15 protein-coding genes are annotated in these 14029 nt (G+C 59.9%); 3 read left to right on the top strand and 12 right to left on the bottom strand.

Annotated features, from left to right (window positions below; genetic code table 11):
- Positions 1-162 precede the first annotated feature (162 nt).
- From CD928_RS04575 to CD928_RS04590, 4 genes are all read right to left on the bottom strand, one after another.
- Positions 163-828, bottom strand: a complete 666-nt coding sequence (locus CD928_RS04575) for a TetR/AcrR family transcriptional regulator (RefSeq protein ID WP_217983716.1) — start codon at positions 826-828, stop codon at positions 163-165.
- Between the two features lie 82 nt (positions 829-910).
- On the bottom strand, positions 911-1759 hold the full coding sequence (locus tag CD928_RS04580) for an alpha/beta fold hydrolase (RefSeq protein WP_095385595.1): 849 nt from the start codon (positions 1757-1759) through the stop codon (positions 911-913).
- Between the two features lie 45 nt (positions 1760-1804).
- Positions 1805-3364, bottom strand: a complete 1560-nt coding sequence (locus CD928_RS04585; protein WP_217983717.1) for an acyl-CoA synthetase — start codon at positions 3362-3364, stop codon at positions 1805-1807.
- A 116-nt stretch (positions 3365-3480) separates the two neighbouring features.
- The gene (locus tag CD928_RS04590) at positions 3481-4476 is read right to left on the bottom strand and encodes an alcohol dehydrogenase catalytic domain-containing protein (protein WP_255247035.1); all 996 of its coding nucleotides are present in this window, start codon (positions 4474-4476) and stop codon (positions 3481-3483) included.
- Positions 4477-4694: 218 nt separating this feature from the next.
- Between CD928_RS04590 and CD928_RS04595 the strand changes: the two genes are divergently transcribed.
- From CD928_RS04595 to CD928_RS04605, 3 genes are read left to right on the top strand one after another with little or no spacing between them, the layout of a single operon-like run.
- A complete protein-coding gene (locus CD928_RS04595; protein WP_176473462.1) occupies positions 4695-5477 on the top strand; it encodes an NUDIX domain-containing protein in 783 nt (260 codons plus the stop codon).
- Positions 5478-5530: 53 nt separating this feature from the next.
- Positions 5531-6307: an SDR family NAD(P)-dependent oxidoreductase gene (locus tag CD928_RS04600; protein WP_095385603.1), complete on the top strand. Its 777-nt coding sequence runs from the start codon at positions 5531-5533 to the stop codon at positions 6305-6307.
- A 29-nt stretch (positions 6308-6336) separates the two neighbouring features.
- Positions 6337-7125 carry an enoyl-CoA hydratase/isomerase family protein gene (locus CD928_RS04605; protein WP_095385606.1) on the top strand — a complete coding sequence of 263 codons (789 nt, stop codon included), beginning with the start codon at positions 6337-6339 and terminating at the stop codon, positions 7123-7125.
- A 205-nt stretch (positions 7126-7330) separates the two neighbouring features.
- Here the strand turns inward: CD928_RS04605 and CD928_RS23710 are convergent, their stop codons facing one another.
- From CD928_RS23710 to CD928_RS04640, 8 genes are all read right to left on the bottom strand, one after another.
- The gene (locus CD928_RS23710; RefSeq protein ID WP_255247049.1) at positions 7331-7765 is read right to left on the bottom strand and encodes a fumarylacetoacetate hydrolase family protein; all 435 of its coding nucleotides are present in this window, start codon (positions 7763-7765) and stop codon (positions 7331-7333) included.
- Complete coding sequence (locus CD928_RS23715) at positions 7755-8195, bottom strand: fumarylacetoacetate hydrolase family protein (protein ID WP_255247036.1); 441 nt, start codon at positions 8193-8195, stop codon at positions 7755-7757. Before CD928_RS23715 ends, CD928_RS23710 begins: the two co-directional genes overlap by 11 nt.
- A 20-nt stretch (positions 8196-8215) precedes the next feature.
- Positions 8216-9847, bottom strand: a complete 1632-nt coding sequence (locus CD928_RS04615; RefSeq protein WP_095385609.1) for an FAD-dependent monooxygenase — start codon at positions 9845-9847, stop codon at positions 8216-8218.
- 83 nt (positions 9848-9930) lie between these two features.
- Positions 9931-10425, bottom strand: a complete 495-nt coding sequence (locus CD928_RS04620) for a nuclear transport factor 2 family protein (RefSeq protein WP_095385612.1) — start codon at positions 10423-10425, stop codon at positions 9931-9933.
- Between the two features lie 54 nt (positions 10426-10479).
- Entirely contained in the window at positions 10480-11811 is a 1332-nt protein-coding gene (locus CD928_RS04625; protein ID WP_095385615.1) for an MFS transporter, read from the bottom strand.
- 191 nt (positions 11812-12002) lie between these two features.
- Complete coding sequence (locus tag CD928_RS04630; protein WP_095385617.1) at positions 12003-12365, bottom strand: SgcJ/EcaC family oxidoreductase; 363 nt, start codon at positions 12363-12365, stop codon at positions 12003-12005.
- Positions 12362-13264 carry an NAD(P)-dependent oxidoreductase gene (locus tag CD928_RS04635; RefSeq protein WP_095385620.1) on the bottom strand — a complete coding sequence of 301 codons (903 nt, stop codon included), beginning with the start codon at positions 13262-13264 and terminating at the stop codon, positions 12362-12364. The genes CD928_RS04630 and CD928_RS04635 overlap by 4 nt, the downstream gene beginning before the upstream one ends.
- Complete coding sequence (locus CD928_RS04640; RefSeq protein ID WP_095385623.1) at positions 13261-14022, bottom strand: short-chain dehydrogenase/reductase; 762 nt, start codon at positions 14020-14022, stop codon at positions 13261-13263. The genes CD928_RS04635 and CD928_RS04640 overlap by 4 nt, the downstream gene beginning before the upstream one ends.
- Positions 14023-14029 lie beyond the last annotated feature (7 nt).

Raw genomic sequence — 14029 nt, forward strand, 5'->3', positions numbered from 1 at the left:
CCTGCCGCGCGACACAGCGACGGCCCGATGTTTATTACTTGCCGACAAGCAATCATCTTTCGAACTGATTGTCCATACCAAACTTTCACGGACCGTCCGATCCGCGTCATCGGGCGGGAAATGCGTCTGCAAGCAGGTTCGATATTGGGCGAGGCGCGCGCGTCAGAGATTGACGTCCGCGTGCGCGAACAGCCTCCGTATCAATTCGAGGAGGTCCATCGCGAGTTTGTCGCCTCCCGCCTCTCCGGGTTCATCCCGCATGGACTCACTGATCAACGCAATGATCGCCCGTGCCTGAACATTGGCGTCAATATCGCCACGGAATTGCGATGCCGCCTGTGCCTCGCAAATGTGGACTGCCAACCGGGAACGCCAACGCCGGGTCATGTCTTCAACGGACGCGCGGAGTTCCGGCATGCCGAAACGCGCTTCGTGCCGGATGGCATGGAACGCCGCCGTGCCTTCGGGCAAATGTCGGGCACTCGCGACGTGAGCCCCAACCAAAGCTGTTACGGCATCGACACCGGTCACTCCCAGAGTGACATCGTCAAATACCTTCGTCATCCAGCTGTCCATGTCGTTGAGCAGTGCCTGAACCATGCCCAGCTTGGTCTGGTATCGCTCGACTGGAAGCCCGCGACTGTAACCAGCCCGAATTCCCACCTCGGCGAGACTCGTGCCGCGAATGCCATTCTGCCCTATCAGAGTAGCTGCTGCCTGCAGCATCCGGCGCTGCGATTCCTCGCGCCGATCCGCCTGTGTGCGATGCGGCGCAGTCGCGGAAGCCTGACGCGCCCTTGCATTGGAGTGTTCCGAATTAGCGTCCATTTGCCCGCTATAAGTCATCATTCCTCAATAACAAGGCCGACTTGTCGTCCGACAAGTAAATCGCATGTCGGTTTCCGGGTGATCAGGCAGCATCGCGACTCAAGAAGTCCGCAACTATCGTGTTGAACGCCTCTGCCTTTTCCCATTGCACCCAATGGCCACATTTCGGAAAGAGATGCACTTCGGCATTTTGGATCACTTTACCAAAATAGAACGCCCCATCCGCAGGATTGACGCGATCTTCACGGCCCCAGAGAATCAGCGTCTCATGCTCGATTTCCCAGAGTTTTTCCTGCCAGAAGGGATCGAGAATGTGATCGCGCCAAGGCGGCGCAGCAATCACGTCTGGACGGGTGGCCGCCTTGACACGTTCCTTCACCAGTTCCGGCGTGATGACCGACTGATCATACACGAGCATCTCAAGGACGCCGCGCATCTTTTCTTCGCTCGGCCCCTCCCCTGCGTAAAAGGTCGCCATGCGGCAAGTGCCTTCGGTCGGGAAAGGCGTGAACATCGGCAGCATGCCGCCCGGCCCCATCAGCACCATACGGCGGACACGCTCCGGAAAGCGCAAAGCGATGCTCAGCGCTTGCCCGCCGCCCATCGAATTGCCGACTATGTCCGCCTGCGCAATACCCAACGCGTCCATCAGGCCTAACGTTACATCAGCATAGCGGCCCATCAGGCCCCCACCGGGTTCGATCTTGTTTTCCGACGAGCCGAAGCCTGGCATGTCGGGCACGATGACGCGACCGAGCCTTTCAGAAAGCGGCCCGATGTTGCGGATATAGTTGCTCACGCCGCCCGATCCCGGCCCGCCACCATGCAAAAGCAACAGCGGTACTTCGCGATTCTCGCCGGACTCGACATAGCTGATGCGGACACCGTCGATCTCGATCGTGCGTGCATCCAGATTGGTGGACAGCGTCATGTATGTTTCCTCTCGCGAAATTGTTGCATGTGACCGTTCAGATCTTCAGGCTCTGGACGCGTCCTTGGCCTCAGCCTTTGTCCAATAGCCGTCCCGCAGAAGGCGCTTGTAGAGCTTTCCGGTTGGGTGACGAGGCAACTCAACCATGAAGTCGATCTGGCGCGGGATTTTCAGTTTGCTCAGCTTGTCGGCGAGGAAAACCTGTATCTCATCGGCCAGCCCCGGACCTGCATCTGCCCAATCGAGCGGTTGAATTACCGCGACCAATCGTTCGCCCAGATCTTCGTCCGGTGCGCCCACCACCGCGGCGTCGGCGACCTTGGGGTGGCCGATGATCGCGTCCTCGATCTCCTGCGGATAGACGTTGACGCCGCCCGAAATGACCATGAAGCTCTTACGGTCAGTGAGGTATAGATATCCCTCCTCGTCCACCCAGCCTATGTCACCCAAGGTACTCCAGCCCAGAGCATTATAAGCGTCGCGCGTCTTTTCAGGATCATTATGGTATGTGAACGGCATACCCCCGGAAAAATAAATCAATCCTTCGCTGCGGGTCGGCAGTTCGGTAACACCATCGTCTGCGCAGATATGAATCTGACCGAATGTGGCTTTGCCGACAGACCCAGGATGCGCCAACCATTCTTCCGGTGTGATCGAGGTGAGACCGTTGAATTCAGTGCCGGCGTAGAATTCATGGATAATCGGCCCCCACCACGCCATCATCGCTTGCTTGACGGGAACCGGGCAGGGTGCAGCGGCATGAAAGGTCAGGCGGTGCGACGATAGATCGTAGCGCGTACGCGCATCCTCGGGCAGCTTGAGCATTCGTACGAAATGGGTTGGAACCCATTGTGAATGCGTCACCCGTTCCTGTTCGATCAGCGCAAGACCATATTCGGCGTCGAATTTTTCCATCACGATGACTGTTCCGCCGACGCGATGCGCGCACATCGACCAGCGTAACGGAGCGGAATGATACATTGGAGCGGGTGAGAGATAGATCATGTCGGACCCGAAGCCGAAGCTGTTGACCGCAATGCTGGTAAGCCCATCCATTTCGTCCAGCGCTTGTTCCGGCAGCGCGAACTTCACACCCTTCGGCCGCCCGGTCGTCCCCGAAGAATAGAGCATCGGCGTGCCGCAGCTTTCATCGGCAATCGGCGTGACCGGAAATTTTTCCCGTTCGGCCATATAATCGCGCAAAACAGGGTCCGTTCCGTCCACATTATACCCGACGCAGCCGGGTACCAAAGCGAGTACATCGGTCGCGACATCGCGCAGCGCAAGCGACGTAAAAAGCACACTCGCACCGGAATCCGAGACGATGTAGGCCGCTTCCGCTGGCGTCAGGCGATTGGAAATGCACGTATAATAAATCCCGGCGCGATCGGCCGCCCAGCTAAGCTCGAAGTAGCGGAGATGGTTCTCCATCAATATGGCGATTACATCGCCTCGCTTCAGTCCTAGCGAACGCAGCAGATGTGCGGCCTGGTTGGATCGCTCCTCAAGTTGCCCATAGGTTACCGCCTGACCACTGGGAACCATCTTGTACGCGATATGGTCCGGTCTCGAGCGTGCGTGGGCCGAAGGGTGAATTCCGCTCATACCTCTCCTTCATGCCGGGCTTGCGCCCGTGTTTTTGCTGTTGATCATTGAAGCGAATGTCGCTCTCGAATTGGTCTTACCTAAAAAGCGAATGCCTTGTCCATCCGTTTTGGCAATCAGGGGCTGATCACCGTTTTGAGAATGCCGGGGCGTCGCTCGTCAAGCGCGCGATAGGCGTCTGCCCCCTCCGACAGCATTAACCTTGTGGTGATGAAGCGTTCAGGTTTTAGGCGACCTTGCTGGACAAGAGGAATCAGTTCGCGCCACATCTCGGGTGGTGAAGTTGTACCGATGCGAAAAGTAATGCCTCGCGACAGGCAAGCACCCATCGGGAATGGAAATTCCATATTCTTGTTGACGCCCAGTACGGACACAGTGCCCTCGCGACGCGTCAATGCGATGGCAAGCTGGATCGTGGCATCGTGCCCAACGGCCTCGACCACGCAATCGACCATCAAGCCCTGAGTGGCGGCTTTGATCATTTCCATCGCTTCGTCCGGGCTCAGCGCTTCCGCTCCCAACGATATCGCCCAATCGCGCCGCTCAGGAATTGGATCGATGGCGAACACTCGTGATGCGCCCAGCACGAACGCGCTTTCTATCGCCATCAGGCCGATTGGCCCCAGCCCGATAATCGCCACACTAGCGCCCGCCCCGATCTCGGCTTGACGGCAGCCAAACCATGCCGTTGCCTGGGAATCGGTAAGCATCAACGCTTGGTCGGCGCTGACTCCTTCGGGGATCAGACCAAGGTTGAAATCTCCCACCGGAACACGCACCAACTCGGCCTGACAGCCCTGAAGCGATGGCCCCAGCCCGAACACCTGCTGCCGACCGTTGAGGCAGTTTCTTACATTGCCTGCAAGGCACCGGCCGCATGCGCCGCAACCGATCGCGCCCGGCAGCATGACTTTGTCGCCCGTCTTGAGCCGATTCACTCCCGAACCACTCTCCACGACCTCACCAATCGCCTCGTGACCGATGCAGAAGCCCGTGCCTTCGATAAAAGCCGCACCGTCTCCATGGTAAATATGCAAGTCGCTGCCGCAGATGCTGCAGGCGTCAACTTTGACAATAACGTCCTGAACCGATTGTCCCTTCGGATCGTCCACGCTTTCATATCGAACGTCGTAAGGCCCGAAATAACATAACGCCTTCACATCTCATCCCCGATTTTCGCGATCGCACATAGCTCCGCGATCGACCGCGATGGCCGATTCCCTGCAGATTGACCGATTGGTATTACCAGTATAGGCCTTAATCAAGCGGCGAAAAACCGCAATCATGGAAGAGGCAACATGCAACACGGCCAGAGAGGCGAGCCATCGTGATGGCGCACGATCCGACACCCGCTATCAAGGCAGCAACAATCGTCCTTTTTCGCCAGAGCGATGCTGGGCCAGCCGAACACTTAATGATAGAGCGCACAGCGTCGATGGCGTTTGCGGCGGGCGCGCTGGTGTTCCCCGGCGGCAGAATCGATGCTGACGATTATGCGATCGCCCAAAACGATGCGCTGCTGCGACATGCACCGTCCGAAACCGAGGAGCGCGCAGCGCGCATCGCCGCAGTCCGTGAAGCAATCGAGGAAACTGGCACGGCGATAGGCGTGGACGCGAATCTTTCCGACGACACCATTCGTGAATGGCGGACCGCGCTGAAGGGACACCAGCCCTTCAGCGAGTTGCTCACTGATATTAAATGCATGCTTGACCTGTCGCGTCTGGTTCCTTTCGCAAGATGGTGTCCCAATCTGGGCGAGCATCGTCGTTTCGATACGCGCTTTTATATCGCCCGGATAGCGGGCGGCGAGCTGCGCGAAATTGAAGTCGACACCGACGAAGCGTCGCGCCATCGCTGGCTGACCGCGCGCCAAGCGATCGACGGCGCCGCGGCTGGTGATCACCGGATTATCTTTCCGACGATGCGCAATCTCGAACGACTGGCGGCTTATTCGCGGTTCGACGACGCACTCACGCATCTAGCCACGGTGCGGCAGCAGACGATATCGCCCCAGATACGCGACGTCGACGGCGAGCAATGGCTGTGCATCCCGGAGGACGCCGGCTATCCGGTGACCCGTGCACGGCTCGCGGACGTGATGGCGCCGTGACGACGGTCGGTAGATACGTTGCGCCTCCCTCCAGCAAAAATGAGCAATCCAGCATGAACATCGATCCGGCATTGCGGTCAGTCAGGGGTATGGTGGCACTTGTCACCGGCGCTGCGAACGGCATGGGTGCAGCCACTGCCCGGCTCTTTGCCTCAGAAGGAGCAAGCGTAGCCGTGATCGACCGCGATACCCAGGGGATCGACCAGGTCGTGGCAGCGATCCGGAACGACGGCGGCTCGGCGGACGGCTGGACTCTCGATGTCGGTGACGGCTCCGCAATTCGAGAGGTCGTAACAGCCGTCGCCGGCCGGTACGGCGGTATCGACATCGTCATCAACAATGCGGGCATCGCAGGTTTCATGGCCATCGATGATGAAGGCTATGACGCGTTCTGGGACCGTATGCTCGCCGTCAATTTGTCGGCCCAGCAACGTATCGTTCGCGCTGCCCTGCCTTGGCTGCGTCAGTCGCGCGCGCCGCGAGTGGTCAATATCGCATCCACCGAGGCGTTGGGCGCGACGCCGCTGGACAGCGCCTATGTCGCAACCAAGGCGGGTGTGGCGGGCCTTACCCGAGCGCTTGCGGTCGATCTCGGCAAGGACGGTATCCTCGTCAACGCGATCTGCCCCGGCCCCATCGACACGCCGATGACGGCCTTCGCCACCGAGCAGGACAAGAAAATCTTCGCAAATCGTCGGACCGCGCTGCGCCGTTATGGCCGCCCGGAGGAGGTGGCACAAATGACCCTCAGCCTCTGCCTCCCCGGCGCGTCCTACACGACCGGCGCCGTTATTCCAGTGGATGGCGGCCTCATGGCACGCAACGCATAAGAAACCAATGGCAGCGAGGGCGACGAACGATGACAAATTGGACCCTGCGGCAGGATGGAAACATCGCGATCGCCACATTTCTGAGGCCTCCGCGTAATTTCATGAGCTTTGCAGCGCTGGGCGAACTGGCGGCGCTGCTTACGCCACTTGGCGACCGCGATGACATCTCGGTGATCCTGATCGAAAGCGCGCTGCCCGGCTATTTTGTTGCACACGCCGAACTTGACGACCTCGCCAAAGCCGCACGCGGTGAGCCCGTCGAAGGCGAACGTTCAGCCTGGCGAACCACGCCGCAGTTACTGGAGGATCTGCCGCAACCGGTCATTGCCGCCATCGACGGCCAGGCCTGGGGCGGCGGGACCGAACTTGCGCTTGCCTGCACATTGCGAATTGCGTCGACCATCGCCAGTTTCGGCCTTCCTGAAGTGGCCGTCGGCCAAATCCCTGGCGCGGGAGGGACCCAGCGCCTGCCCAGACTGATCGGAGCCGGACGCGCACTCGATATCATCCTAAGCTGCCGTAAGATCGATGCCGCAGAAGCGCTGCAGATCGGGCTTGTGCAGGCCGTGTTGCCGACTGCCGATTTCCGGGAAGCGGCGCTTGAATGGACACGACGGGTTGCGCGCCACTATCGGCCCGCGCTGGTTTCGGCCAAGCGGGCAGTGATCGACGGACTGCAGCTTCCCTTGAGCGACGGCTTCGCACTCGAAAAGGAACTCGTGATCCCGCGCACCGCGGACCCCGTTTCAATCGCTCACCGCGACGCACTAGCTACTCGCTATGCACAAACGCCTCCGCAAATAGTCGTAGATTTCTGATGACCGGCCTGTTTCAAGATCAAGCGATGGCATACGCGCTCCACTGGCCATAGACGGGCAAATAGCCCTGAAACCTCCAACACTTGGCGACCTGTTAGCGGTCCCTCGACTTTCTTCGAATGTTTTCGTCTGTGCCTTTGCAAGCGCGAGAAAATCCAGGGGTCTCAGTCTCATAGCGTCACCGAGGTCACGTCCGTTGCTTCATTCAGTCCTGCCCGATAATCGGGTTGCGCAACAGACCGATACCCTCGACCTCGACCTCACAAACATCGCCCGGCTTCATCCAAAGCGGCGGCGTTCGCGCGGCGCCGACGCCGGACGGTGTGCCAGTGACAATGACGTCGCCGACGTTGAGTGTCATCACCTGGCTTATCGTCGAAACCAACGTAGCGACGTCGAAGATCATATCAGCCGTATTGGCGTCTTGTACCGCAACGCCGTTGAGGATTGTCCGGATGCGCAATCCGCGACAGCCGGGGGGCAGGACCGAGGCCGGAACGAACGACGGTCCAAAAGCCCCTGTGGAATCGAAATTCTTGCCCATCGTCCATTGCGACGTGCGGCGCTGAAAGTCGCGCACGCTGGCGTCATTAAATACCGAATAGCCCGCGAGATGGTCGAGAGCGTGATCAGGTGCGATATCTCGCCCTTGCCCGGCCTATCACGGCCGCCAACTCGCCCTCGAAATCGAGCTGGTTCGAGGCACGAGGGCGAATAATCGGTGACCCATGGCCAATCAAGCTGGAAGAAAACCGCGCAAAGACGGTTGGATAGTCTGGCACCACCATGCCCGTTTCACGGGCATGGTCGCTATAGTTAAGGCCAATGCAGATGATTTTCGAAGGATTTGCCAAGGGAGGCAGCAACGGTGCTTCCGCGATGTCCATCCTGCCAACCCAGCGCGTGATCGCCTGCGCAACTGCCGTCCAATCCCCACCAGCGGCGATGAATGTCTCAATCGATCCCAGATAGCCGGGATCCTTCTCGTTGAGAGCAGCCCATGTATCATCGCCAGCATCGGCGACCGCGATACCTTCTCCATTGCCGGTCCGATATCGCGCAAACCGCATGATTACTCCCTCATTTTGCCTTAGGCAGCGACCGCAATCGCGCGACTGCCGTGTCCAGTCACTCGCGTGGCCAGTGCGGCCGCATCGTCCGGCGGAGCATCGCCTCGCCATGCTATATGCAGGTCCGGCCGCAACAAGAGCAACGAGCATTCATAGACTTCGCGCACATGCGGTTCGTCGAGCCGAACAACCTCCAACGGTGCGCCGATAACAGCGAAAGCCGCTTCGATCGCTGCTGTATCGGCTCCATTGGTCAAATCAACCAAGGTGAAATCCTGACTCAATACGTCTTGCATCGCGCGGCCGTCCTTGAGCCAGATGTGAGGGATGCGAATTCCCGGACGCGTATGCGGTTCATAGATGGTGGTCTGCCATTCGGCGACATTGCCGGCTTCCTCGGCGATCAACGGCGACCCGGCGTAGGAATAGCCGAATTCGACCCCGATCATGTCGTGCACGCGGCGATGATGCTGCAACGCCAGCGCTGTCACCTCGGCGCGTACAGCCTCGCCTTCGGGTGTATCATCGCGGATTTCAGGCCGCACCGCGCGGCGCCAAAAACCCATACCCTCTGCCGCCCAACCGGAGGCATCACGGTTGCGCAGCCCGACCGGGCGGCGCTCCTGCTCGTAGCTTTCCAACAGCTCCGGCCCACCCCAGCCCTGGACCGCTCCGGCGAGTTTCCATGACAGGTCGATGGCGTCGCCAATGCCGCTGTTCATGCCCAACCCGCCGGTCGGGATGACGAGATGCGCGGCGTCGCCCGCAAGGAACACTCTGCCTTCGCCGTAGCGTTCCGCTACCAGCAGATGCAGCCGCCATGTCCCCACGTTGAGAAGCTCGAATTCGAACGGAAAACCTGCGCGATCACGGATTTCCTGCTCAAAATCGGCGTCCTCCGGCAGATCGGCGTTGAGCGTGAACTCCTTTCGGTCGCCCTGCGCGATAAAGACCGATCCCGCCGCATCGGCGACGTAATAATGTCGCCCCTTGCCCATTGGGATCTTGTCATACAGATCGTCCGACCGGAAACATATCTGCCGCATCTGGCGAATTCCGCCCACACCCTCAAGCTTGATGCCGAGCGCCTTGCGCACTAGGCTGCTTCCGCCATCGCATCCGACGAGATAGGCGGCGCGCGCATATTCCTTCGCACCATTAGCCGGTGCAAGCGTCACGGCCACGCCGTCGCAATCCTGCGTAAATCCATCCAGCGCGCAGGCATAGCGCACGGTGACGTTGGGGGTTTCTTCAGCCACTTCCTTCAGCAGCGGCTCGAGCTTGTTTTGAGAGACCAGTTGGTAGGGTTCCAACGGTTCGCCGATGCCCCTATGTGACGCGCCGGCGTCGCGGCACTCCGCCACAGAGGGATAGTGCAAGACGGCTAGCGGAGGATCGCACAAGCGCGTCACGATGAAGACATTCATTGCCGCATCCGCCGGATAGCCGAGCGCCCTGATCCGATCGGCGAGGCCCATCCGCCGGTAGATTTCCATTGTCCGCGCGTTGGAGCGATCCATCTTGGGCCAAGGCCCCGTGGTCGACTCCCGCTCTACGATCAGGCACTTCACGCCCCGACGCCCCAGGTCGATCGCCAGCGTCAGACCGACGGGGCCTGCACCGGCAATCACGACATCATATTGCTGTTCCAAAAGTCTCGCTCCTGATCGTGCTTAGGGGATTGGCGTCCGTCGGATCCTGATCGGTCCGCCGGTCAACCCTTTTCCAGTCGCCATCAAGCGGGTCCGATCTTGCGGCCGAAGGCGAGACCCGAGGTGACGGGGTTATAATATTCGCGCAGTCGGCGGATCGTGCCACCTTCAATATCGAAACGGAAAACATAGCGGTTGCGATACTCACGGCCCGAAGACATCACGATGTGGCCGCGGCTCTCGACGAATATGGTGTTTCCGCCCTCGACCCTATGAAGTTCGATATCCGACGCGCCCATTTCGCCCTCGGCAGCGTGCGACTGTTCCGTGAACAGGGTAATTTCGGCCAGCCCGGCATAGCGGCGATACGCCCCTTCCTCCGTCCGTCCGGATTCGTTGAATGGTATCTCGATCACACTATCGGCGGTGTAGAGTGCCATCGTCGCCAGAGCGTCCTTGGCCAACGCGGCGAGGAAGAATCGCTGTACGACGCGTTCCGCCGGCGACACGTCGGCCTCCTCCAGAGGCGCGCCATCAACCGATAGGAAGGTGGCGGCGTCGTCGGTCAATCGGGTCATTTTCTTCTCCGGCAAAAGCTTAAGAACAGGGATCCTTCAAGCGATGAAAGGTGGTCAGGGAAGCGGTGCACGAGCAAGTCCTCGGCGGGCGAAAAAATAGCAGAGTCCTGCCGCTGGGGTCATCGCCAACCCGGCTATCAGTAACGCGTAGCCGAATGCCATTCCGTCGCCTTCCCATCGCCCTGCAATCTTGGCAATGAGCGGCGGCCCCAAGCCATATCCGATCAAGCTTTGTGACAGCATCACGAACGACATCAACCGCGCGCGCAAGTGGGGAGGACCATAGGTCTGGATCGCGATAGGCAGCAATGAAGCAATGCTCGCCCCCATGAAGACAACGACTCCCATTCCGCCGAGCAGCAACGCTTCCGAGGGCATGGCAGGCGCAAGCGTCATGACTGGTGCGCCGACCAGGCAGCCAAGGACCAACCCTAGGATTATCGGGTCGCGCCAGCCACGGCGGCCCAGAACAACTACCAGCCGAGGCCAGAAGATGGCGCCAAGCAGCCCGAAGCTCATACCGACCAACCCGAAACTGTATCCGGCGGACGCCGCGTCTGCCTCGTGACCACGGATTAGCAACGTCGGGGTCCAGGTCATGATCCCGAAAAGATAGGTAACGACTAGCGCTGTTCCGAGATAAAAGGGCAGGTAAAAGGCTGCGTTCGAACGCAGATATGACAGAAACGCTCCGAAGCCGGAGTCCTCCATGCGCACGGCGACGGGGCCGTCGAAACGGCCGCGCACCGGTTCCCGTACTGTCAGGGCAAACAAGATAGCCAGCACCAGCGCAGGCAAGCCAGCTATCACCAACACGATGCGCCAGGGCGCCAGACCCACGCTGGGCGAAACGGACTCGGCGAGTTGCAGGGCGGCCGCTCCGATGATGAGACCCCCCACACCCATCAGAGAACTCATCGCCGCATAAACAGCCGTCGGCAGAACGCGCTTCTCGCGCGGGAACATATCGGCGATCAACGAGACCGCCGCCGGCGTCAGAACCGCTTCGCCCAAGGCAACTCCGGCACGAAACACCGCAAGCATTCCAAAGCTGCTGGCAAAACCGGATGCAATGGTCATGCCGCTCCACAGCACAACCCCCGCGACGAGAATGCGCTTCCGATTGGTGCGATCAAGGAAATGGGCAAGCGGGATGCCAGCCAATGAATAGACCACGGCGAAACTTGTACCGATCAGCAGGCCTAGTTGGGTGTCGCTGACATTCAGGTCTTGCCCGATTCCGGCCGTGAGCAAGCTCAGGATCAGGCGATCCACGAACGAGAATATGAACAGCAGACAGAGCAGAGATACGACATACCAGCCGCGGGCGCTGGACTGGGTCACGGAGATCTCGTCGGCGGAGGATTTGGTGACGATGGCATCCATCGTTCAACGATGACCCGAAACGCCGTGGTGCAGGCACATATGCCCCGTACGGCGCGTCGATACCGTGCACTTTCTTGTCATTTGGCTGGTAACCCTCTCAATTGCTTCCGGACGAACTCGCGCTTTGCACGATGTAGACGCCAAGAATGGAAGGACCATAGCCATTGGTATTGCCTTTCGCCAGAGGATTATCATCCGGCGGGTGAAACGTGGTGGCAGGCGATACGCCATCGCCCATTGCGCAAGAGGAGGGTCTGGGTCAGGCGCATCTCGAGCTCGCCGCGCGATGGACTGGAAAAAATTGCGCGAACAGCCAGAATGAATACATCATCGGCGACATGCTCCACTTCCAGATTCTCGAACGTCACGCGCAATTCGCCTGATGCGAATACTGCTGTGAAATAGTCGTGAATTCCCTCGCTTCCCCGCAGCAGGGTCGGCTGTGATCCAAGGAACAAGGCTTCGGCGGTGTAAAGGTCGACGAGCGCGTCGACATCCTGTTCGTGAAATGCATGCTGCCACGAATGCAGCACTTCACCGGCTATAACGGTCATGGGTTCCCTGTCTCCTTGGTCTGGAACTGGATCAACCGAAACAGACTATCAACGAGGCTTGTCACCATTGCCGGGCTGCCGCTTTGCCGCGCAACGTCCGTTATTATGGCAAGATCTTTCATCAGAATATCGAGCCGTCCGGCCATTGCGGAATCGACCCGCCCGCCGAACAGATCGACCAGTCCGTTGATAAGGAGGGTTATATTGTCATTTTCGCCTGCTTCGGACGCGCGACCATATTCGCGTAGCATGTTGGAATCGGCGAAGCCGCCCGATAGGGCTCGCGGCAGGCTGGCGATATCGAGACCAAATCGTTGACCGAAAGCGAGCGCTTCGGCGATGCTGGCGATCGTACCGAAATTGATGATCTGATTGCACGCTTTGGTTGCCTGCCCGGCGCCCACCGGGCCCATCAAGGTCACACGGTCGGCAAAACACTCGAGGATCGGCCGCGCAAGATCAAGATCGGCGGGATTGCCGCCAGCCATGACTGCAAGCGTGCCGGCAAGCGCTCCGACCGGCCCGCCCGAAACCGGCGCGTCGAGCCAGGCAATACCGCTCTTGTCCTTCACCAGCGCCGCGAGATCACGCGTCTTTTGAGGGTGGATAGTCGAATGATCAACGATCAGCCTCGGTCGCATTGCCGCCTCGGTCACGCCGCCGGGTCCTAATATGATCGCCTCGACCGCCGCAGCACTATCGACGCATAAGCAGACGACGTCACAGCGTGCCGCCACATCGGCGGGAGACGAAGCCACGGCCGCTCCAAGTGCAACCAGAGGGGCCAACTTCTCCGCGCTCCGGTTCCACACCACGAGCGGCAGACCGCGGCGTGCGACGCGTTCTGCCATCGGCGCCCCGATGTTCCCCAAGCCAATAAAGCCCGCCCGGATCGTCATGGCTGACCGCCATCGACGGTGAGGATAGTCCCGGATGTATATCCGGAGCGCGGCGACGCGAGGAAAGCGACAGCACTGGCGATCTCTTCCGGATGAGCGAACCGTCCGAATGGCATTCCCTTCACCAATTCCGGCCAGCGATCGCCATCGCCAAGTTCGCGCTCCGCCTGCGTCCGCATCAGCATCCTCAGCCGGTCCGTCCCCACAGGCCCAGGATTGATGCCGACGACGCGCATGCCGTCCTTTGGCGCGGATCGGCCAAGCGCGCGGGTGAAGGCCATCAGCGCGGCATTGCCGCTGGCGCCCGCGATATAATCGGATGGGAAGCGTTCGCCAGCCGAGCCAATGACGTTGACGATCACACCACGCCGTACCTTCAAGGTTGGATAAAGCAAACGGGCGAGGCTGATATAGCCGAAGACCTTGAGATCCCATGCCGCACGCCATCGAGCGTCGTCGATTTCCGCCAATCCGCCAGGCGGGATCGCCCCGGCGTTGTTGACCAATATATCAATCGCACCTGCCCTTGCCGCGACATGTTCCACCTCAGACGTCTGCGAAAGGTCAGCGGGCAGCATCATGACGTCGCGCCGCGCGCGAGATCCCACAGTCTTCACGGCCGCGTTCAGTGCGTCGGACGAACGCGCCACCAGAACCAGATCGCACCCTTCATCAGCGAGTGCCAGTGCAGTCGCCAACCCGATCCCTTTGGACGCGCCCGTAACCAAGGCGCGGCGCCCCGCCAATTCCAGATCCATCGACTTC

This window comes from Sphingopyxis sp. GW247-27LB (assembly GCF_002277025.1).
Classification (GTDB): domain Bacteria; phylum Pseudomonadota; class Alphaproteobacteria; order Sphingomonadales; family Sphingomonadaceae; genus Sphingopyxis.

What these genes read in the sequence shown, in the direction of transcription:
- CD928_RS04575 (WP_217983716.1), bottom strand. Translation starts at nt 828, where the DNA reads ATGGACGCTAATTCGGAACACTCCAATGCAAGGGCGCGTCAGGCTTCC.
- CD928_RS04580 (WP_095385595.1), bottom strand. Translation starts at nt 1,759, where the DNA reads ATGACGCTGTCCACCAATCTGGATGCACGCACGATCGAGATCGACGGT.
- CD928_RS04585 (WP_217983717.1), bottom strand. Translation starts at nt 3,364, where the DNA reads ATGAGCGGAATTCACCCTTCGGCCCACGCACGCTCGAGACCGGACCAT.
- CD928_RS04595 (WP_176473462.1), top strand. Translation starts at nt 4,695, where the DNA reads ATGGCGCACGATCCGACACCCGCTATCAAGGCAGCAACAATCGTCCTT.
- CD928_RS04600 (WP_095385603.1), top strand. Translation starts at nt 5,531, where the DNA reads ATGAACATCGATCCGGCATTGCGGTCAGTCAGGGGTATGGTGGCACTT.
- CD928_RS04605 (WP_095385606.1), top strand. Translation starts at nt 6,337, where the DNA reads ATGACAAATTGGACCCTGCGGCAGGATGGAAACATCGCGATCGCCACA.
- CD928_RS23715 (WP_255247036.1), bottom strand. Translation starts at nt 8,195, where the DNA reads ATGCGGTTTGCGCGATATCGGACCGGCAATGGAGAAGGTATCGCGGTC.
- CD928_RS04620 (WP_095385612.1), bottom strand. Translation starts at nt 10,425, where the DNA reads ATGACCCGATTGACCGACGACGCCGCCACCTTCCTATCGGTTGATGGC.
- CD928_RS04625 (WP_095385615.1), bottom strand. Translation starts at nt 11,811, where the DNA reads ATGGATGCCATCGTCACCAAATCCTCCGCCGACGAGATCTCCGTGACC.
- CD928_RS04630 (WP_095385617.1), bottom strand. Translation starts at nt 12,365, where the DNA reads ATGACCGTTATAGCCGGTGAAGTGCTGCATTCGTGGCAGCATGCATTT.
- CD928_RS04635 (WP_095385620.1), bottom strand. Translation starts at nt 13,264, where the DNA reads ATGACGATCCGGGCGGGCTTTATTGGCTTGGGGAACATCGGGGCGCCG.
- CD928_RS04640 (WP_095385623.1), bottom strand. Translation starts at nt 14,022, where the DNA reads ATGGATCTGGAATTGGCGGGGCGCCGCGCCTTGGTTACGGGCGCGTCC.